Genomic DNA, 20,515 nt, shown 5'->3' on the forward strand with positions numbered 1-20,515 from the left:
GCCGGGTCGATCCCGCCATCCTTCAAGATCTCCCACACGGTGGAGGCGGCCACCTGCACGCCCAGGACGAGCAGCTCACCGTGGATGCGCCGATACCCCCACCCAGGATTCTCCCTCGCCAGACACAGGATGAGAGCGCGGATCGAGCGCACCGTGCGTGGCCGTCCCGAACGACTTGGACGGGAACGGGCCGAATGGCGGCGCGCGAGAAGATCGGCAAGCTGATGACGTTGTTCGTCACCGTGAACCCTCGGCCCCTACGCCGATCCCGCGGACCCGCGTCGGGTTCCCGCACGGAGACTGGCGGAGCAGGTCCTACAGGGGCTCCAGCCGGGCTGACGCCCTCTCAGCCCGGCCGTGTGGGAGCTGCCCGAGCGCCGTCATGTGCGCCGCGCTGATTACAGGATGTACTCCTCCATCAGTTCGGCGAGGTGGGCGATGGCTGGCCAGGTGGTGGCGATCGTCGTGTGGGCGTGGAGACGTCGCTGGGCGTGGACATACATTGCCCAGTCGGCGGGGTTGTCTCCGTCTTGGAGGAACGCGGGCACGATCTCCAGGGAAGTCGGGTTGGAGCAGGTCTTGGTTCGGTTGCCCGGTTCGGCCGGGTCGAGCTTGGTGACGCCGAGCGCGGTCTGGTTCTGGGCCGAGCGGGGGTTGATGCCCCAGAACGCGCGTTCTCCGACCTGGACGACCCCGGAGAACCGCCCGTACCTCGTCACAGGAACCAGCTCTTCCGATTCCTCGCCGGTCCTGACCAGCTCCTCGGTGACTCCGAAGGACCGGGGGACCGCGTCGCGGTCGCTTCGTTCCCGGAGCCGGATGATTCGCAGGCCGGGCTGGTCGCCGGGCTTTCGGATCGCCGGAGTCACAGCGGGGTCGGTCATGCCGACCCCTGGCAGGACCAGCTGGTCGAAGGCGATCCGGCTGTCCTGCAGCCACGGCCAGATCTCCCGATCGCTCGTCCGCGCGCGGCGTACGAGCAGGAGCCGGTCGGCTGTGGAGTCGAGGGCCAGGGCGCCGGTGATGAACTCGGCGAGGGCCGCGCGTGAGGTGCGGGTGGCTACGCGTCCGCGGCCGGCGGTCAGCGCCTCGGGAAGTGCGGTCAGCGGCATGGGGTGCTCGGTCGGGCTGCCGGGCGTGGGCATGAGCTGTGCGGTGGGCTCTTCGTGGGTGTGCTGCCGGATGAGGATGGGCACGATCATCCGTTCGCCCGCCGGGACGAGCCAGACCGTGATCAGTTCGAAGGCGCCGTCGATGCCCTGGGGTACGGCGATCTTGGGCAGGTGGCCGGCCTGGCGGAGCGCGTCGTTGAGGGCGGCGGCGGCGCGTTCGATGTCGCTCGTGGCGAAGTCGGTGTCGGCGAAGCGCTTGGCGAGGGCGGCTTTGCCGGGATTGGGGTTGGCCGGGGCGATCGGGCGAAGGCACTGGACGTTCCGGCGGAGAGCCGGGAGGGTCTTCTTGAAGAGCTTCTTTGGATCGCCTTGGCGCGTTCGTGAGAAGTAGGCGGCTCCTTCCATCTCCACGATGCAGGCGATGGGTTCGGCGAGGCGGGGGAAGGCTTCGGCGATCCTCGTGGCGCGCTCGGTCTCGCTCCTTTCGTACTCGGCGCGTCGCACGGCCTTGTCGGGGTTGGTGGAACGGGGAAGGCCGGCGGTCAGGTCCCCGGGGTCGCAGCGGTGGAGCGTGACGTTGATCGGCCCCGTGAAGCCGGCGGAAGTCGCTGTGGATCGGCCGGGGGTCAGGCCGAGCTTCGCGGCGGCAGCGACTTGCAGGCCCTGCCAGGTCCGGTCGGAGGACACCCATACCTCGATTTCGTAGGTAGGGGCGTCGGGCAGCTCCAGAGGCAGGAGCGCCTTGGCGCGGGTCCGGGCCTTGTGCGTGGGCGCGAGCGGAGCCAGCCCCTTCTCCTCCAGCTGGTGGGCGACCCGGGTGAGGACCTCCATGTGGTCGCGGGGCTGGTAACCGTGGCCGACGGGGTGGTCGTGGACCGAGCGCACCGGCGGGGCGCCGTCCTTGTCGGGGCAGCGGTAGGTCATGCCGGTGCTGTGGACGAGGTGGGCGGCGAAGGGCTGGGCTGCCGCGTCGCCGGGCGCGGTGCGCAGTTGGTCGAGGCTGGGTGGCTGGTGGTGGGTGAGGCGAGCGAGGATCTCGGCGACGCCCGGCTCCCAGGTCCAGGTGCTGCTCTCCCCGCGCCGCTGGATGGTGACTCCGCTCTGCAGGAGCATGGGCCGCTCGCGGCGGTGGACGAATCCTTCCTTGGCGGACAGGAGGACGCTGGCGGTCGGGTCGCTGAATCCGCGGCGGGGGATGTACTCGACTGGGCGCGTCGCGAGGCGTGTCATGTTCAGGTCTACGTGGAGGTGGACTTCGGGGACGCCGGGCACTGTCTCGAGGTGGAAGGTCAGGACGTCCACACTGGCTCCGGCCGAGCCGTCTGTGTCGGTGAGGGTCTCGGGTGCGCCGAGGTGCAGGGTACGGCGGCCGTCTGCGCGCGTGGGACCGAGCCGCAGGTCGCGGTGGTGTCCTAGAAGTTGGAGCCCGTTGCTGGTGAGGTGCTCGGCGACGAGGCTGGGCAGGAGGTTGAAGACGTGGCTCGGGGGGTTGGCGGTGCCGTTGGCATGAAGGTCGTGGCGGGCGAGGTCGAGTTCCTCGGGGATCCACTCCAGTTGGCCGGCGCCTTCGAGTTGGCTGTACCAGTCGGTGTCGGGCATGTGGGGTGCCACGCGGGCCGAGGCCCATGCCGACAGAGCGATCAGAAGGAGGTCCGGGTCGACCTCGGTCCGGGCCCGGAGCCATGCGGGATCGCGGGGATTCGTCTGTACGGAGGTGATGTCGGGGTCGATGAGGGTGAGCAGGTCCCTCAGCGAGCGGGTGGGCAGGTAGTCGGGCCCGCCGCGGGGGCGACGGCCGGGCCGGGTATCCCACGCCTTCTCCAGGAGGGCGAGCATCCCCGGCGGGCAGGTCGTTCGATAGCCGGTGACGGGCCAGGTGGCTTCCGATGTGAAGGTGAGGACGGTGGCTTGGGTGCTGCGGTAGGCGGGCATCAGCGGTGACCCCAGTCGATGTTGTCGAGAAGATGGGAAGCCAGGCCCCAACAGGCCTTGGCGAGTTCGTGCTCGAGCCGCTCGGAGGCCGTGGCCGCAGGGCCGGGGTCGGTGAGCCAACCGTGCAGGAGCTGCTGCGCGGCGACGATCACGCTGGTACGGGCGGTGTCCGGGGCGGTTTCGTCGAGGTTCGCGGTGCGGGGGGCGAAGGCCGCGTCGCAGAGGTAGACCAGCACGGGCTCGTTGCCGCGGATGCCACGGCCGAGGGTCTGGTGGAGGGGAACGAGAAAGTTGCCGACGAACGCGGCGTGCTCGATGGGGTCGGTGAGCCGGGTGAACAGGACGGGCTCGCCCACCCGTCGCTGCCAGCGGCGACGCTCGCTGCCGCGGAGCTTGCGCGCGAGGTCAACCGGATCGGCGTGGTCAAGAGTGATGTCGACAGGATTTCGAAGACGGCGCATCGCCTCGCGGCTGAGGAGCGAGAGCGGGAAGGTCGCGTCGTCGGCGGGCGGATGGATCCGGGCCAGGTAGAACACGGCGCCGAGGGCCGCGACGCGGCGGGCGTTGAGGATGTTGTGGCCGCGTTGAACAGCGCCTTCGGCTGCCACGAGGATGTCGGCACCGGAGGCGGCGAAGGTGGCAAGACGCCGCCGGGGGATGCTGTGGCGGGTGGGCGGATCGTCGTCGCGGATGACATGGAGGGCCGTGTACGGGGTCTTCTGGTTGATGTAGTCGGCGACGGTTTGAGCGTCCCGCGTGCTCTGCACGGTGAACAGGACCTGCTGACGGTCGGAGGCAAGACGCTGACGGGCCTGCTGGAGCAGCGACTCCCGCGCACCGGGGGCGGGATTGCAGATCCACTCGGCGGACGCGCACAGGGCGTGCGCGTGGAGGGTCGGGTTACCTCCGGTGCCCGAGGTGAAGACCGGGCGGCCGTCGCGGTAGCGCGGCGGACGGAAGAACATCTTGCTTTCCAGCAGCGCCGCCCTGGCCTTCTCGGGTTCGCGCAGGACCAGGTTCGGGGTGACGTCGAGGTGGAAGCGGGGCGAGGCGGGCATCCAGCTGGTGGCGGAGGCCAGGACGACGTTAGGCCCCTGGATCCCTTCGGCCTCCAGGAGGTCATGGAGGTGATACAGCAGCCACCGGCCCACACCACGCAACCACAGGATGCTGAAGGACCCGCTGTCGCCGGCGGGGTTGGGCTGCCACTGCAGTGCCATCAGATTGCCCGCGGCCTGTTCGGGCACGAAGGACATCAGGTCGCGGGGCGGCTGGCGGCTCCAGAAGTCGTCGCCGTCACCGATCTGCGACGGGCTGATGGCCGGCAGACGCTGGGCGACCTCGAAGAACGATGTGGTGATGCGCGCGGCCCACAAGCCGCCCTGCAGCAGCTGCGCGAGTTCCGCCGCCGTGCCCCGGGCCGTGATGCCGTCGAGTACCGGCAGATGGGCCGCGATCCACGCCTCGGCGGCCTCCTGCGCCGACAGGGGAGTGTCGTGGGCCGCTGTCATGGCCTCGATCAGCTCGGCCCAGTTCTCTGCGGGCACCTGGAAGGGGGCGGTGACCAGCGGCTCGAAGTTCTCTTCGAAGTACCGGTCGGCGGCTTCCTCCAGTTCCGCCTTGCGGGCGAAGTCGTTGCGCTCGCCGAGGCCATGGAGGCTTCGGGACAGGCGCCGCAGGAGGCTGTACCCGGTGAACGGTCCCTCGGCGATGATCGCGCGCAGGTGGTCGGCTCCCGGGTCGATCATCAGCCGGTAGAGCTCCGTCAGCGCCTGGTCGTGGCGCCGGAAGTGCTTTTCGCCCGCCGTCACCTCGGGGTCCCGCAGGACGAGGAACCACGAGTGCTCCAAGTGCTGTCCGATCCGATCCCCCACGCGATGGCTCCAGCCCCGGCCGGGTTGGGAGAGAATCTCGTGCAGCAGGAACCGGTCGTCGAACTGCTGCTGCACGGTGTCGGCCTCGTCCAGCAGGAGAACGGCCAGGTGATGCTGGGCCGCTTCGGCGACGCGGACCTCGATCTGGGACTGCGGCATCATCGTGGAAGCCAGGCCGGCAGCAGTGGTCACCCACACCTGGGCATCGGCCACATGGCGAGCCGCTGCGTGGGCAGGGCATCGCGAAAGGATCGGGCAGTCCCGGCGCCCGCGCTGGCCGTCCACGAAGAGCTTGCCCCTGCACGGCCGCTCCTCCCTCGGGAGCGGAGCCCGGTCGCTCCTGCTGGTCAGGCGCAGCTCCTCCACGTAGCACTGGTCGTCGGCGAACGCTGCTCCAGCATCGGCCCCGGTGGGAAAGGTGGTAGCGCCGTCGTGGAGGAGGGAGCGCCAGTAGCGGTCCTTGTGGACTCCCTCCCGGGTCCGTCCGAAGATGGGGACAGTGTTGATGCCGAGCGCCTGCAGGAAGGTGACCTTGGCGTACATGTCGCTACCCGAGGCGAGCACGAAGCCCACCTTGCCCCCGCGCTGGGCAACGATGTAGGCAATCATGTCCAGCAGTGTGGACTTTCCGCTGTTCATCAGGCCCACCACGTGCCACAGACCGTCGATGACCATCTCCTGTGGCTGCTCCAGGAGGCGCCCTCCCGCATGGTCGGCCAGCAGGGCCTCCATCTGCTTCAGCCGCTTGACGAAGTTCCGGTTCTCGATCTCCGGGTGAGCGACCAGGAGCTCGTCCATCTCGGCGGCAGCCCGCTTGAAATCCTCCATGGCGAGAGGAATCGGCTCCCGTGTTCGGAAGGCCGTCGCCGCCAGCTCGGGCGGGGCCGGCGCAGGGACGAACGTCTCAGGGATACGGATCTTTTCCCAGCTGCCGTCAGTTCGCTCGAAAGAGCACGTCGAACCAGGCGGCGCCGGCCGATAGCCGTTCCCCGCCTTGTAGGGGGCGGCTTCCTGAAGCTTCTGCCGGTAGACGTCATGGCGTGCCGCGGCATACGGGGAAGGGCGCCAGCTGAACACCGTCGACAGTTCAGCCTTGTGCCCCGCCATGTCGCCTGGCTCGAACCCGCGCACCTGGGCGGGGAGCTTTACGTAGTGGTCGAGCTTCTCCCGCATCGTCCCGGTCTTGGCGACCGGGCCCATCAGCTCACGCAGAGTCCGGATCTGCGGGTCGAGCACCGGGTCCAACCGCATGTACCCGGCGAGCACGGGCCACAGAGCGCCGATGCCCCGCCCCGGCATGTGATCGGCCAGGAACGACAGCCCCAGTTCGAGGGCACACAGCTCCCACGGCTTGAGCGGGCCGAGCATCGGCCGGACGCACTCGTCGTCCAGCTCCTTCACCAGCGAGGTGCTCCAGGAACGGGTGTCCCTCATCGTGCGCCTCCCACCTTAATCGCGCGGATGCGGACTTGCCGCAGGAAGGCCTTCTCATCGAGGACTTCGACTCCGGCGGCCCGGCCCTGGAGCTCGCGTTCCAGATCCGTGAGGTAGCCAGGTGCCTGGAGGCGGTGCATCGGGACGACGATGATGCGCCGACGCGCCGGCACACGGGGATCGCTGCGGAACCCCCTGGCGAGGAGGGTGGGGCTCGCACAGTCCTTCGCGTCGATCGCCCAGCATTCCCTCCCCCCGACGGCGCTCACCGGTTCGAAGATCAACGCCGCGTCCCAGGCGTCCAGACACGGCCACGGCTCAGCCCGAACCCGGTCCGCCGGCAGTTCGGCGAGCCGGTCCAGCAGCCGCCCTTCGAGCAGTCCAGGGTCGTGGAAGAACTGACGGGTCGCCCTGTGCTGGGTCCAGTACCCGCCCAGACACGCCACCTCGAACCGCTCTGGCCTTCCGTCGCACCCTGGAGTGCCGCAGCCGCTCGTCCCGTCGTCGACCGGGTTGCGGCACTCCCGACAGCGACTCAGCCGGACCTTCCCCGGACTCTCGACCGGATGGAGGATGTACGCGGTGCGCACGAACTTCGCGAGGTACGAGTCGCTGTCGGCGTCCGCCTTCGGCAGCTCTCGAGTCAATGCGTGGACGTCGCGGTCGCTCAGCACGGGGCGATCGATCAGCAGGCGCCGCAGGCGGCAGTAGATTCGCTGGACAGCCTCCTCGTCGTCACCGTTCATCCGAGCGCACGACATCAGCGCCGCGAAGGTCTGGTTTTGAACCAACTCCGCCTCGACGTCTGCGTGCCGGACCAGATCGGCTGCCTGCTCGGCGAACTCTGACAGCTCATCCTGGTCCAGCAGGACGGCTTCGAGATCACCGTCGGCGAGGGAGAGCGGAACGGGCCAGGACCCCAGCGGGCGACGGCACCACTCGAACAGCTCAAGGTCGTTGCCAGGCCAGTCCGACCCCAGCACCTGCGCCTTCCACCACAACCGCCCCCGGGCGTCACGCCAGGCGCGAGGCAATGGACTGTGTGCTTCAGCAGACCCGAAGTGCCCGGCATCCGCCTGCTGCCGACCGAGCCGGATTCTCGCCAAGGCAGCACACAGCAACTCCACCGTCACGTAGTCGTCCGCTGAGCTCCGCAGGCCCGTTCCGCTGGCGAGCACGACGTCTGGTGACTCCACTGTCCCCTCCGCCGATGGACAGTCGCCTGGCGACTCCGGTGCGGCGGACTGAGTGGGTGCATGGCCAGCGAATCTGGCGGCTTCCTGAGTAGTACTCACAGCCGATCGGTATACAGCACGTCACTGACAATGCACTATCAGTCACACATGAATGTTCTTCGAGCGACCGGATGCTCGATATATGGGGTTGCGTTCAAGGGCGGGTGGCAGCTCCAGCTCCGCGGTCGATCTCGGTGACGACCCAGAGGATGCCGCAGGGGTGCCAGGAGCGGGCCGCGACCAGGTCGAACTCGCTGCCGAGACCCGCCGCTTCTTCCGTGGACACCGACATCGGCCGCACACGTCCGCGGCTCCTTCGGCGGCCCGCACGTCCGCTACGTCCGCCCGCGACGACGGATACGACGCCGCGGACCGCCTGGAGCTCCTGGCCGGAGCGCCGGCATCGCGGGCACCCTCCACCCCGAGCTCGGCGAGAACTTGTTCGACCAAGCCGTCGACGCGGCCGTCGGCATCAACGACGAGTCGGCCCGGCCCCCTTCAGGACGGGGTTGGCGGCGGAAAGAAGACCGCTTGATTGGTGTTCAGCTGGCGCCGGGCCCCGTCCTCGTCCAAGGACCACAAGGCGGCCAGCCGTGGCAGGAGAGCGGGGAGGTCGGACGGGCGGCTCGGCCTGCCGTGGTGGCGGGTGAAAGGGCCGTCGGTTTCCAGGAGTACACGATCGGGCGGGATCTCCCGAAGCAGTCGTTGGGCGCGTGCGGAGGTAATCATGGCGGGGTTGACGGAGAACGAGGGCTTCCCCTGTTCTTGCCCACATCGGGCACGTTGGGCCCCGCCGCCCCGCTCATGAACCGTGATCATGGTCCGCGTCCAAGGCAACAAGCGGGACCCCCGTGCACTGTGACTCGGGGCAGGCCTCATGCTTCTGCGAGAGGAGCACCAGACTGTCCGTCATGGACACCTCCTCAGGACACCCGGACCGTGAAGAAGCAGAGCGGCTGAGCACCGCCGTGGGGGTCCTCGCTGACTTCCTGAGCCGCCAGCCGCTCACTCAGACCCTGGCCTCGCTGGAGCACCGATTGAAGGGCGCCGACGGGATAGATGTCATGCGGGTCGCGGAGGACGGCCACGTCGTGCCGGAGCTGCTTGCCTCAGCGCTCACGGTCCGCGAGAGCCTGGGCCGGATCAACGACTTGATCCACGCCTGCGGCATCCTCCTCGTCCTGCCCCACATCCTCGGGGAAGGAGAGCACATCACCGTCCGCCCCTCCCTCGGCGCCGGCAATGACCCGAGCCGCCCGTACGACGTGGAGACAGACCAGCGCATCGCGGAGTTCAAGCTCGCTCGTTGGCGCGGCGCGGACGCCATGCGCAAGCGCCAGACCTTCAAGGACCTCGTGATGCTCGCCGCCGACACCTCCGGCCGCCGGGCAGAGCTGTTCGTGATCGGCCCCGAGCCCCGCCGCTTCCTGACCACCAGCACTTCAACCGCGGCCTGGGCCCTGGACCGCACCCCAGGGTCACTGCGGACCTTCACCACGGTCTTCGGCCCGCCGAGCATGTCCGTCGCCCAGTTCACCGCGACCCATGCCGCCCACGTTCAGATCACCGATCTGCGGGATCTTCTCCCCGCGCCCGTCGTAGCCTTCCTGCAGTGAAATGTCCCCGGTATGAGGCACGAGCCTTGCGAAAAGCCCTACACTCACGCTCCCCCGGCGGCGCGTTCCTCGTGCGGGCCCTGCTGGTGCTGACGAACCGGGAAGTCGCCCGCTGACCGACGATCTTCGCCGAAGTCATCCGTCCGCCACCAGCACGAGCATCCCGAAACCCTACGCACACCAGGCCCGTGACCAGCAACTTCACGATGCACAGTGCTCATCGACCCGGCTTCCAGGAATGCCGCACACGCGTGAGCCCACGCCGGCGGAACTGAAGCCATACCTCAAGGGATGGAGGCCCGACGGACCGGAACGGCGCGACGGACGATGACGTGAGCAGCCGGCCAGAGGTGCGGCTCGCACGACTGGTGGCGCTGGCGCCCGTCAGTCGTCCTTGGCGATCCGGGATTCCCGCCGCCGCAAGCCGGGCTGTTCGTCGGCGCGGCCGCTCAGAGAGTTCGCCGCACGACATTCCCGCGCATAGGCACCGGGATGGGGTACCGCCTAAGATCCGGCTGAGGTCGATCTCCACAGGGAACGGAACCGCCCCCTTGATCACCCCGCTGAACGCCCCACCGGTCCCGGGCCTTCCCTGAACCTGCGCGGGTGCCCCGAATGTCAAGGCCGTTCTGCCATCTGAGAACAGGGACTTCCAGCAGCGCTAGGGTTTCCGGGACAGAGGAAATGGCACGCTGCCGACCAGGGGAACGAAACACCATGGGACACGGAGCACGCAAGCAACTGGCGAAGCTGCTCGATGCCTCGGAGCGATGCGGGGACTTCAGCACCCGCATCGAGATGTCCGCCCGCGCGCTGCGGATCGAGGTCGACGGCGTCGGGGCGCTGCCCCTGCCGTTGCGCGCTCCGGTCACCAAGAAGCTGATCGCGCAGGCCCGGCAGGCCCGCTTCGGCCGCGGTGAGCAGACCCTGGCCGACACCAGCGTGCGCGATACCTGGGAGATCACCCCGGACCGGATCACCCTGGGCGGCCCCGACTGGGACCGCACCCTGAGCGGCGTCCTCGACGGCGTCCGTACCGCGCTCGGTCTGCCGCCCACCACCGTCCTGCGGGCCGAACCGCACGCGCTGCTCGTCTACGGCAAGGGCCAGTTCTTCCTGCCGCACCAGGACTCCGAGAAGGACGACTCCATGGTGGGCACCCTGGTGGTCTCGCTGCCCTCGCACCACACCGGCGGCGAACTCGTCGTCTCCCACGCCGGCCGGAGCGTCGTCCACCAGGCGTCTCGGGAGAAGCTGACCTTCGCTGCCTTCTACGCGGACTGCCTGCACGAGGTCAAGCCCGTCAAGTCCGGCTACCGCGTCACCCTCACCATGAACCTCCTCGCCGAACGCACCCGCCCGGCCGGCGAGGACGGCGGTGGCCCGGCCGCCGACCTGGCCCACTGCCTGACCGAACACTTCACCGAGCCGGCCGAAGAGCGCTACGCCTACGGCCGCCAGAAAACGGCGCCCCCGAACCGCCTCGTGTACCTTCTCGACCACGAGTACACCCAGCGTGGCCTGGACTGGGACCGCCTCAAGGGTGCCGACGCCACGCGTGCCACCCGGCTCCGCCAGGCCGCCGGGCAGGCAGGCTGCGAGGCGGTCCTCGCATTGGCCGAGGTGAAGGAGACTTGGGACGCCGTACCGCCCTACGACCGCTACGACTACTACGGCGATGTCGAGCACTTCGACGGCTGCGAGGACGAGGAGTGCGAGGGTGAGTGCCTCCTCGACCCCGACGGGGAGCCCGGGGCCGAGCGCCGCCGCAGTGGCGACTTCTCCGACTACGAGCTGGGCGACCTGATCGACGACGAGATCACCCTCGACTGGTGGACCCGCCCCGACGGCGCCGACGGTGAGCAGATCTCCCTGCCCGTCTCTTACGCCGAGGTGTGCGCCACCACCGAGAACAAGGACCTCACGCCCTACCAGTCCGAGTACGAGGGCTACATGGGCAACTACGGCAACACCCTGGACCGCTGGTACCGGCGGGCCGCAGTGGTGCTCTGGCCCCGGCAACGCTCGTTCGCGGCACGCGCCGAGGCCGGCTCCGAGGGAGCCCTGCGAGAACTCCAGGGCCACCTGGACACCGGGGAGTTGGAGCTGGCGCGTACGCGCGCCCGGTCGCTCGCCCCGATCTGGAAGCATCGCGGTTCGGGCGAAGCGGCCGCTCCACTCTTCACTGCCGCCCTGCACGTCGCGGTGGGACTGGAGGAAGCGGACACCGCCGCGATGCTCCTTGCGCCCTTCGGGGTGGAGACCCTGGGCGAGCGACACGTCCCCGATCTCGCGGAGGCGGCCGCACGGTACGGGCGGACGTGGTCGCGCGGGGCCGTCGGCAGCTGGTTCGGCCCGGTCGCCGCGTACACCGGGGCGGATCGCGCAGCGTGGCTCGAGTCTCTGCCCGGCCTCTGTGCCGCGCTGCGGGCCGCTGACGGTGACGGAGACGCGGTGGCGGCACCGCTGGTGGAGGGCGTGTGGCAAGCGGCCGAGCAGCAGCTCACCGGCTGGCTGGACGTGGGCCGCGAGGGGGAGCGCCGCGCGGGCATGGAACGGCTGGGAGCTCCCTTGGCCCGCATCCTGCAGGCGTGCGACCCGAAAACCGCCGACACGATCGTCACCGCGCTGCGCGGCCTGCCGGACACCGCCCTGGAATGCCTGCTCCCGGCCCTGCGCACCGCGGCCCACCGACCGACGACCGTACGAGACGGGGCACCCGCGGCCCAGGCCTTCCAGACGCTCGCCGACCACTGCGAGGCCCGGCTCACCGCGGCCGTCACTCGCCCCGTACGCGCGGCGGACGACTGGTCACTCACCCCGGCCGGTACCTGCCGGTCCGGCTGCGGCCTCTGCCCCGACCTCGACGCCTTCCTCACCTCCCGCACCTGTCGGGTCATGGATTGGCCGCTCGCGAAGGACCGGCGCCGCCACATCCACAGCCGTATCGATCTGGCCGGCCTGCCCGTGTCCCACACCACCCGGCGTCAGGGACGCCCCTACACCCTGGTCCTGACCAAGACGAACGCGGTGTTCACCCGTGAGCAAGCGGCCCGCGTCCGCGCCGAGACCGACCTGGCGTGGCTGCGGGAGAAATGGCCCCGGCCCCGCGGCTGAAAGGGGACAGGCAAGCCCTGCGGCTCGCGCGCCTGGAACGGCAGTCCGCACCCGGGACGCGGATGCCGCGTCCCGGCCGGCCGCGCATCGCCACCTGCCGGTACCTCGCGGCCGCGCAAGCCTGGGCTGCCGGCGGACCGGCGCCGGACGGGTAGGCCATCGGCTCGATCACCCCGTGGGAATCTACGCGAAAACGGCCGTGACGGCCGCGGTCGCCCTGGACAGCGTGAGCGGGGATGGCGCAACCGTGGTGGAGCAGCAGCTCCAGGGCCGCGTGGAGGAGGAGACCACGGCGGCCGGGGGCATCCGGCGCCTCCAGGTCCTCGCGATCAGTGGCGACATGGGCGCCATCGCCACCGCCGTGTACGGCGCGCTGGGCACCGGCCCGCCTCGGCCGACTCATCCTCACAGCCGCCGCCGCACTGGACGCCCTCACCGGCGATGCCTGGGACACGGTGGATGAGCGGCTGCGTTTCCTCGTGGCGAGGGTCGCGGCCTAGGCCGGACATGAACCCCAGCTGACCCGCTCCACCCTCCGTACGGAAGGGCCCACACGGACGTGCGGGCCCTTCCGCGTCATCCCCTACTTTTGCGGATGTACACGCCCTGGTGGGGCGTATCCCGCCTCCCCGGTGGGAGATGAGTGGGAGACAAGTGGGAGATGATCATGGCGTGGTGCTGCAATCAGGCGCTAGGAAATGCTAGATAGCGCTACCTGCGCGGCCCTGGTTCAGCCGCCGGATTCGCCCGCGTGCGGGCTCAGCGCACCCATGCTGACCAGCACAATCACCACCACACCGAGGATCACGCGGTAGTAGACGAACGGCATGAAGGATTTGGTGGAGATGAATTTCATGAACCACGCGATGACCGCGTAGCCCGACGCGAAGGCGATCGCCGTCGCGAACAGCGTCGGCCCCCACGCCACATGGCCGCCCTCCAGCGCGTCCTTCGTCTCGAAGACCCCGGAGGCCAGCACGGCCGGGATGGCCAGCAGGAACGAGTAGCGCGCCGCGGCCTCGCGCTTGTAGCCCATGAACAGGCCGCCGCTGATGGTGGCGCCGGAACGCGAGACGCCGGGGATCAGCGCGCAGGCCTGGCAGAGGCCGAAGATCAGGCCGTCCTTGACGCCCAGATTCTCCAGCGTCTTGCGCTGCTTGGGCGCGCGGTGCTTCCCGCCCGTCTCGTCGCGGGCCGCGAGACGGTCGGCGACGCCGATCACGATGCCGACGACGACGAGCATGGTGGCGGTGATCCGCAGATCGCGGAACGGTCCCTCGATCTGGTCTTTCAGGGTCACGCCCAGCAGGCCGATCGGGATCGAGCCGACGATCACCAGCCAGCCCATCTGGGCGTCGTGGTCCTTGCGCATCGTCTTGTCGAACAGCGACCGGCTCCAGGCCGCGATGATCCGGCCGATGTCCTTGCGGAAGTAGATGAGGACCGCGGCCTCCGTGCCGATCTGCGTGATCGCCGTGAACGCGGCGCCGGGGTCCTCCCATCCGGAGAACGCAGCGGTCAGCCGCAGGTGGGCGCTGGAGGAGACGGGGAGGAACTCGGTCAGCCCCTGGACGAGTCCGAGGATGAGGGATTCAAACCAAGACATGAGGTTACGGAGTCCAAGTGCCGATCGGAGAGGGGCGACGGCGGGCCGCCGCGACCGTTGGTTCAAGACTGTGCAAAGGAAGCGTAGCGGTCTCGTGTGCCGCCTCGTTCACAGGGGTTTCGGGGACGCCGCGGCCGGAGCCCGGCAGGCGTCCCCGCTCGACCGCGGAGGCACGGCCGATGTGCGGCCGGTGCAGAGCCGGGGAGAGCCGGGGCACGGCCGCTGCGTGGCCGGTATGCGGCCGGTGTGCGCGGCCGGTGTGCGGCCCGTTCACCGCCGATGAGCCCCCGGTCCGGGACCTCGGGCCGTCCCGCCTCCACTCTCCCCCTTCCCTGGCCCTCCCAGCCTCCCTCCCAGCCTCCTCCCCGCCCCCTTCCCGGCCCGGCCGCGCGCGACCCGCCGCAGGGCGGCGGAGCGGGCACGCATGGTTGACCGGCCGCACGGCCGCCGCATACGTTGCTGCCGATGGGAAAGCGCTTGCTGTGCGCATGTGCTGCACGCTTCCCGCTCGTCGCTGGACCGCCCGGCTGAACGGCCGCACGTCACAGGAGTGCTGATCACGTCCATGTCCCCCTCCACTCCGCCCCGGATCCCGCTCGACGGCCGCCGCATCCGGGCCGCCGTCATCGGCGCCGGCGCCATCGGCCGCGGTTCCCATCTGCCCGCTCTCCAGCAGCTCGCCGCCGAGGGCGAGACCGAGGTCGTGGCGGCCGTTGACATCGATGCCACCGCCGTCCGGGAGTTCTGCGCGGACGGCGGCGTCCCGCACGCCTACACCGATCTGGAGCGGATGCTGGCGGAGCAGCGGCCCGACCTCGTGACCATCTGCACCCCGCCGACCCTGCACCGCGAGCAGAGCGTGGCCGCGCTGCGGGCGGGCGCCTGGGTGTGGTGCGAGAAGCCGCCCGTGCCGACCCTCGCCGACTACGCGGCCGTGGAGGCGGAGGAGGGCCCGCAGGGCGGCCCGTACTCGTCGATCGTCTTCCAGCACCGCTTCGGCTCGGGGACACGGCACGTACGGCGGCTGCTCGCCGAGCAGGCCCTCGGACGACCCCTCGTCGCGCACTGCCAGACCACCTGGTACCGCGACACCGCGTATTACGCCGTGCCCTGGCGCGGCCGCTGGCAGACCGAGGGCGGCGGCCCGGCCATGGGTCACGGCATCCACCAGATGGACCTCATGCTCGACCTCCTCGGCCCGTGGAGCGAGGTGCGCGCGATGGCCGGCCGGCTCGTGCACGACGTGGAGACGGAGGACGTGTCCACCGCGCTGGTCCGCTTCGAGAGCGGCGCCCTGGCCACGGTCGTCAACAGCGTCCTGAGCCCCGACGAGGTCAGCCGCATCCGCATCGACTGCGAGCGCGCCACCGTCGAGCTCACCCATCTTTACGGCCACTCCAACGCCGACTGGCGCGTCACCCCCGCCCCCGGTGTGCCGGCGGACGAGGCGGCGGGCTGGCGGGACTTCGGCGCGGACGTCCCCAGTTCGCACCTCGCGCAGCTGCGGGAGCTGGTCGCGAGCATGCGGGCCGGCCGCAGGCCGCGCAGCAGCGGCGCCGACGGACGCACCAGCCTGGAACTGGTCACCGCGCTGTACAAGTCGGCGTTCACCGACACCACGGTGCGGCGGGGCGAGACAGGGCCCGGCGACCCCTACTACACGGCGCTGCACGGCGGCGCCCCGGGCTGGGCCCCCGGCACAGCCACGCGCACCGGCGTCGTCCCGAACCCCGGGCAGGCGGAGGTGCCGGCGTGACCGGGGAGCTGCGGCTCGTACACGCCCACGGCGACCGCGTCACGGTGAGCGACCCGGCCACCGGCGTGGAGCTGCTCGCCTACGTCTACCGGCCGGAGGCCGCGTGGGAGGCGCCGAAGCCGTACATCCACCCGATGCGGACCCTGGCCGGCGACGTCGTCACCGACTACCGCCCGAACGACCACCGCTGGCACAAGGGACTGTCGCTGACCGCCTCCCACCTCTCGGGGGCCAACCTGTGGGGCGGCAACTCCTACGTCCACGGCGACGGCTATCTCGAGCTGCCCGAGCGGGTCGGCTCCATGGCGCACGCCGGCTTCGACGAGGTCGCCGCACAGGACGGCCGGGCCGTCATCGCCGAGCGGCTGGACTGGCGGCCGCACAGCGGGGAGCTGTGGGCGCGGGAGTCACGCCGGATCGAAGTGCACGACGTCGACCACGCCTCCGGTTCCTGGGCGCTGACCTGGACCAGCGCCGTCGTCAACCGCCGTGAGGAGCCGCTGCGTTTCGGCAGCCCGACCACCGCCGGGCGGGAGATGGCCGGCTACACGGGCCTGTTCTGGCGCGGCCCGCGGGCCTTCCGGGAGGGCCGGATCATCGGCCCGGACGGGGAGGGACCGGGGCTGATGGCGTCGCAGAGCCCCTGGCTCGCCCTGTCCGGCGAACACGACGGCGTCGACGGCCACGCCACCGTCGTGTTCGCGCACGCCCCCGAGAACGACCATGACGGCGCCCGGGGCGCGCACCCCGCCCACTGGTTCGTCCGCAACGAGCCCTTCGCGGGCATCGCCCCGTCCTGGGCGTTCTTCGACGAACTGGAGCTCGCCCCCGGCGAGACGCTCACGCGCCGCTATCGCGTCGTGGTGGCCGACGGCGCCTGGGAGCGGCCGGAGATCGCCAAGTACCTCGAGGAGCATCCCTGGTGAGCGGGTACGCGGGGCTGCCCGGCGGTGTCGCGGTGTCGCAGCTGCGCGTGTACGACTGGCCCGCGTCCGACGGGTTGCGCGGCGGAACCCCGCACATGCACCTGGCCTGCACGGAGGGGTACGTCGTCACGGGCGGCCGCGGGGCGGTGCAGACCCTGACGGCGGCCGGCCGTCGGGTCACGCCCCTCACGCCCGGCACGGTCGCCTGGTTCACGCCCGGCACGATCCACCGGCTGGTCGACGAGGGCGACCTGCGCATCACGGTGCTGATGCAGAACAGCGGGCTGCCCGAAGCCGGTGACGCCGTGCTCACCCTGCCCCCGCGGTACCTCGCCGACCCGCAGACGTACGCCGCCGCGACGGCGATCCCGGCCGACGCCCCGGAGGCGGAGCAGGCCCGGATCGCCCGGGCCCGGCGGGACCTCGCGCTGGAGGGCTACCGGGCGTTGCGCGAGGCGCCGGACCAGGCGGCAGCCCTGGCCGCCTTCCACCGGGCCGCCGCCGAGCTCGTCCGGCCGCGGCTCGACGCATGGCGTGAGCGCTGGCTCCGCGGTGCGCGGGCGGCGGCGCAGACCACGGCGGAGCAGTTGGACCGGCTCGCGGACGGGGACGTCTCCCACCTCGCCGAGGCGGTCGTCCGCGCCGAGGAGCCGTCGGTGTACGGGAGGTTCGGGATGTGCGGCCGGCTGGACGTGTACCGGGCGTAGGACGCGTCCGGGCCGGTCACCGCGTCACGCGCGGCGCAGGTGGTGGCGTTTGCGCCAGGCGACCGCCGCGCCGCCGAGCGCCGGCAGGGCGATGCAGCCGAGGGCGATCAGGAAGGCCGGCGAGGTGGGGGAGGAGGCGCGGGCCCCGGCGACGACGTACGCGGCCGTGTTCGGGACCGAGCCGAGCGCGGTCGCGATCAGGAAGGAAGGCCAGCTCATCCGCGAGACGGCGGCGCAGTAGTTGGCGGCCGCGAACGGAACGCCGGGAAACAGCCGCGCGGCGAGCATCGAGCGCAGACCGTGCCGGCTGAGCTGCCCGTCCGCCGCCGTCAGCAGCCGTCCGCGCAGCAGCGGCCGCAGGGCGTCCTGACCCAGGAGACGGCCCAGCCCGAAGGCCGTGCCGGCCCCCAGCACCGTGCCCGCCAGCGCCGCCGCGATGCCCCACTGCGAGCCGAACAGCGCGCCCGCGGCCAGGTTCAGCAGGGGTCTCGGCACGAACGCCACCGTGCACAGCCCGTACGCCACGGCGAAGACCACGGCCGCCGAAGGTCCGGCCAACTGCGGCGGCCAGCCGTCCGCGAGCAGCTTCTGCGGCTCGAAGAGCAGCACGGTCGTGGCGGCGGCGACGAGCAGCGCGACCAGCAGAGCCAGGCGGGACCAGGGCGACTGCAGCACCGCGGTGCATCGCGCGGCGAGACCGCCGGGCGCGGGGACCGGAGCCGTGACGCGGGCGACGACGGGTGGCACGGCGGGCATGACGACGCCCGTGACGAGCGGGAGGACGGCGAGCTCCGTGGCGATGGCCCGGGGAGGGGCCGTGGCGGTGCCGCCAGAGCGGGTGGTGGCATCGAGCATCCAGCGACAGTAACCGAAGAAGATGTGTGATCGCCGTATGGTGCGTCTCATGACCGTCACAAGTGCGGGCGCTCCCGGCGCGCCGGACAGTGTTCTCGCCGACACCGTGCTGGAGCGGCTGACGACCGTGTACGGGGCCGCGGCCGATCCCGGCCGGGCGGCGGCGATGCGCGCGTACATGAAGGACGTCGCCCCGTTCCTGGGCCTGCCCACACCCGACCGCCGGGCCCTTTCCCGCACGGTCCTGGCGGGCGCCCCGCGCCCCGGCGAGGACGACTGCACGGCGATCGCGCTGCGCTGCTGGGCGTTGCCGCAGCGCGAGTACCACTACTTCGCCGTCGACTACCTGCGCAGGTACGCCGGACGTCTGTCCTCCGCCTTCCTGCCGACGGCCCGCCGACTCGTCGCCACGACGTCCTGGTGGGACACGGTGGACCTGCTCGCCGCCCATGTGGTCGGCGCCCTCGTCGCGGCCGATCCCCGGCTGGCCGCCGACATGGACGCCTGGATCGTCGACGAGGACCTGTGGGTCGCCCGCACCGCGCTGCTCCACCAACTGACCTACAAGGACCGCACGGACGCGGACCGTCTGTTCGCGTACTGCCTGCGCCAGTCCGGACACCCCGACTTCTTCGTGCGCAAGGCCATCGGCTGGAGCCTGCGCGAGTACGCCAAGACCGACCCGGAGGCCGTGCGCGCCTTCCTCGCCCGCGAGCGGGGCAGGTTCGCGCCGCTCAGCGTGCGCGAGGCCCTGAAGAACATCGGCGGCCTCCAGGCCGGGTGAGGCCTGGTGAGGGTCTGGTGAGGCCCGGACGACGGGCGGAGCGACACCGGCGGCGGGCTGCCTGCCGGGTCGCGGAAAACCCTTCGACACCGGACGAACGGGGCGCGATGATCGACGACATGTTCCGGTACGCCTTCCTCCTCGCCGCATCCGCAGCCGCGGATGCCCCGAAGGCTGCCGTCCCGCCTCTCCCGGCCGCTGTCGACGGCGCCCGAAGCTGACCCTCTCCGGATCGTCCGGCGGACCCCGCAGGGGGAGGGTCGGGCAGTGACACGGGGCCCGCGTTCCTCTGGAACTCCTACGGACACGCTTCGAGGTACAGCCATGCCCAAGACCGCCTACGTGCGCACCAAGCCGCACCTCAACATCGGCACCATGGGTCACGTCGACCACGGCAAGACCACCCTGACCGCGGCCATCACCAAGGTCCTCGCCGACCGCGGGACCGGCGCCTTCGTGCCGTTCGACCGCATCGACCGCGCCCCGGAGGAGGCCGCGCGCGGCATCACCATCAACATCGCGCACGTCGAGTACGAGACCGACACCCGGCACTACGCGCACGTCGACATGCCGGGCCACGCCGACTACGTCAAGAACATGGTCACCGGGGCCGCGCAGCTGGACGGGGCGATCCTCGTCGTCTCCGCGCTCGACGGCATCATGCCGCAGACCGCCGAACACGTCCTGCTGGCCCGGCAGGTGGGGGTCGACCACATCGTGGTCGCGCTCAACAAGGCCGACGCCGGGGACGAGGAGCTCATCGACCTCGTCGAACTCGAGGTCCGCGACCTGCTCACCGAGCACGGCTACGGCGGCGACGCCGCGCCCGTCGTCCGGGTGTCGGGGCTGAAGGCGCTGGCGGGCGACCCGCGGTGGACGGCGTCGGTCGACGCGCTGCTCGACGCGGTGGACACCTACGTGCCGCTGCCCGAGCGGTATCTCGACGCGCCGTTCCTGCTGCCCGTGGAGAACGTGCTCACCATCACCGGCCGCGGGACCGTCGTCACCGGAGCGGTGGAGCGGGGCACGGTGCGGGTGGGCGACCGGGTCGAGGTACTCGGCGCGGGCGTCGACAGCGTGGTGACGGGTCTGGAGACGTTCGGCAAGCCCATGGACGAGGCGCAGGCCGGCGACAGCGTCGCGTTGCTGCTGCGCGGTGTGCCGCGCGACGCGGTGCGCCGCGGTCATGTGGTGGCCGCCCCCGGCAGTGTGACGCCCCGACGCAGGTTCTCCGCCGAGGTGTACGTGCTGTCGACGCGGGAGGGCGGCCGTGCCACGCCCGTCTCGACCGGCTACCGGCCGCAGTTCTACATCCGCACGGCGGACGTCGTCGGGGACGTGGACCTGGGGGAGACCGCCGTGGCGCGGCCCGGTGAGCGGGTCGCCATGACCGTCGAACTGGGCCGGGAGGTCCCGCTGGAGCCGGGGCTCGGCTTCGCCGTCCGCGAGGGCGGTCGGACGGTCGCGGCGGGCACGGTGACAGCCGTCCTGTGAGCCGTCGCGCGCCGCCTCGTGGGCGAGCCGCGGACGCGCGCCGCTGTCCGGCGGGCACGGTGGGTGG

At 71.0% G+C, this 20,515-nt stretch carries 15 protein-coding genes; 8 read left to right on the top strand and 7 right to left on the bottom strand.

Features of this window, described 5'->3' with window-relative positions:
• Window positions 1-398: 398 nt before the first annotated feature.
• The 5 genes from OHS82_RS35975 to OHS82_RS35995 form a co-directional block, all read right to left on the bottom strand.
• Entirely contained in the window at window positions 399-3,044 is a 2,646-nt protein-coding gene (locus OHS82_RS35975) for a pPIWI_RE module domain-containing protein (RefSeq protein ID WP_328435273.1), read from the bottom strand.
• Window positions 3,044-6,352, bottom strand: coding sequence for a hypothetical protein (locus tag OHS82_RS35980; RefSeq protein ID WP_328435275.1), 3,309 nt, complete (start codon window positions 6,350-6,352; stop codon window positions 3,044-3,046). The genes OHS82_RS35975 and OHS82_RS35980 overlap by 1 nt, the downstream gene beginning before the upstream one ends.
• Window positions 6,349-7,647, bottom strand: coding sequence for a restriction endonuclease-related protein (locus tag OHS82_RS35985; protein ID WP_328435277.1), 1,299 nt, complete (start codon window positions 7,645-7,647; stop codon window positions 6,349-6,351). Before OHS82_RS35985 ends, OHS82_RS35980 begins: the two co-directional genes overlap by 4 nt.
• Window positions 7,648-7,741: 94 nt before the next feature.
• Window positions 7,742-7,888: a hypothetical protein gene (locus OHS82_RS35990; RefSeq protein ID WP_328435279.1), complete on the bottom strand. Its 147-nt coding sequence runs from the start codon at window positions 7,886-7,888 to the stop codon at window positions 7,742-7,744.
• A 197-nt stretch (window positions 7,889-8,085) separates the two neighbouring features.
• A complete protein-coding gene (locus OHS82_RS35995) occupies window positions 8,086-8,466 on the bottom strand; it encodes a TatD family hydrolase (protein ID WP_328435281.1) in 381 nt (126 codons plus the stop codon).
• Window positions 8,467-8,498: 32 nt separating this feature from the next.
• Between OHS82_RS35995 and OHS82_RS36000 the strand changes: the two genes are divergently transcribed.
• The 3 genes from OHS82_RS36000 (at window position 8,499) to OHS82_RS36010 (ending at window position 12,783) form a co-directional block, all read left to right on the top strand.
• Entirely contained in the window at window positions 8,499-9,203 is a 705-nt protein-coding gene (locus OHS82_RS36000) for a PE-PGRS family protein (protein WP_328435283.1), read from the top strand.
• A 717-nt stretch (window positions 9,204-9,920) separates the two neighbouring features.
• A complete protein-coding gene (locus tag OHS82_RS36005) occupies window positions 9,921-12,320 on the top strand; it encodes a 2OG-Fe(II) oxygenase (RefSeq protein WP_328435285.1) in 2,400 nt (799 codons plus the stop codon).
• A gap of 175 nt (window positions 12,321-12,495) precedes the next feature.
• A complete protein-coding gene (locus tag OHS82_RS36010) occupies window positions 12,496-12,783 on the top strand; it encodes a hypothetical protein (RefSeq protein ID WP_328435287.1) in 288 nt (95 codons plus the stop codon).
• A gap of 267 nt (window positions 12,784-13,050) precedes the next feature.
• On the opposite strand, the gene OHS82_RS36015 is transcribed toward OHS82_RS36010, so the two are convergent.
• Window positions 13,051-13,926, bottom strand: a complete 876-nt coding sequence (locus OHS82_RS36015; RefSeq protein ID WP_328435289.1) for an undecaprenyl-diphosphate phosphatase — start codon at window positions 13,924-13,926, stop codon at window positions 13,051-13,053.
• A 565-nt stretch (window positions 13,927-14,491) separates the two neighbouring features.
• On the opposite strand from OHS82_RS36015, the gene OHS82_RS36020 reads away from it, so the two are divergent.
• Genes OHS82_RS36020 through OHS82_RS36030 form a run of 3 tightly spaced genes read left to right on the top strand, consistent with a single transcriptional unit; the run spans window position 14,492 to window position 17,315 of the window.
• The gene (locus OHS82_RS36020; protein ID WP_057580916.1) at window positions 14,492-15,682 is read left to right on the top strand and encodes a Gfo/Idh/MocA family protein; all 1,191 of its coding nucleotides are present in this window, start codon (window positions 14,492-14,494) and stop codon (window positions 15,680-15,682) included.
• Window positions 15,679-16,608, top strand: coding sequence for a PmoA family protein (locus OHS82_RS36025; RefSeq protein WP_057580649.1), 930 nt, complete (start codon window positions 15,679-15,681; stop codon window positions 16,606-16,608). The genes OHS82_RS36020 and OHS82_RS36025 overlap by 4 nt, the downstream gene beginning before the upstream one ends.
• Window positions 16,602-17,315, top strand: a complete 714-nt coding sequence (locus tag OHS82_RS36030; protein ID WP_057580650.1) for a cupin domain-containing protein — start codon at window positions 16,602-16,604, stop codon at window positions 17,313-17,315. The genes OHS82_RS36025 and OHS82_RS36030 overlap by 7 nt, the downstream gene beginning before the upstream one ends.
• A 24-nt stretch (window positions 17,316-17,339) precedes the next feature.
• On the opposite strand, the gene OHS82_RS36035 is transcribed toward OHS82_RS36030, so the two are convergent.
• Window positions 17,340-18,170 (bottom strand): TVP38/TMEM64 family protein, encoded by an 831-nt coding sequence (locus tag OHS82_RS36035; RefSeq protein ID WP_057580651.1) that lies wholly within the window; start codon window positions 18,168-18,170, stop codon window positions 17,340-17,342.
• 49 nt (window positions 18,171-18,219) lie between these two features.
• Between OHS82_RS36035 and OHS82_RS36040 the strand changes: the two genes are divergently transcribed.
• Together OHS82_RS36040 and tuf are read left to right on the top strand one after the other, a co-directional pair.
• Window positions 18,220-18,954, top strand: a complete 735-nt coding sequence (locus OHS82_RS36040; protein ID WP_328435291.1) for a DNA alkylation repair protein — start codon at window positions 18,220-18,222, stop codon at window positions 18,952-18,954.
• Between the two features lie 324 nt (window positions 18,955-19,278).
• Window positions 19,279-20,448, top strand: a complete 1,170-nt coding sequence (tuf, locus tag OHS82_RS36045) for an elongation factor Tu (RefSeq protein WP_057580652.1) — start codon at window positions 19,279-19,281, stop codon at window positions 20,446-20,448.
• The last annotated feature ends 67 nt before the right edge of the window (window positions 20,449-20,515 follow it).

Source organism: Streptomyces sp. NBC_00425 (genome assembly GCF_036030735.1).
GTDB lineage: Bacteria > Actinomycetota > Actinomycetes > Streptomycetales > Streptomycetaceae > Streptomyces.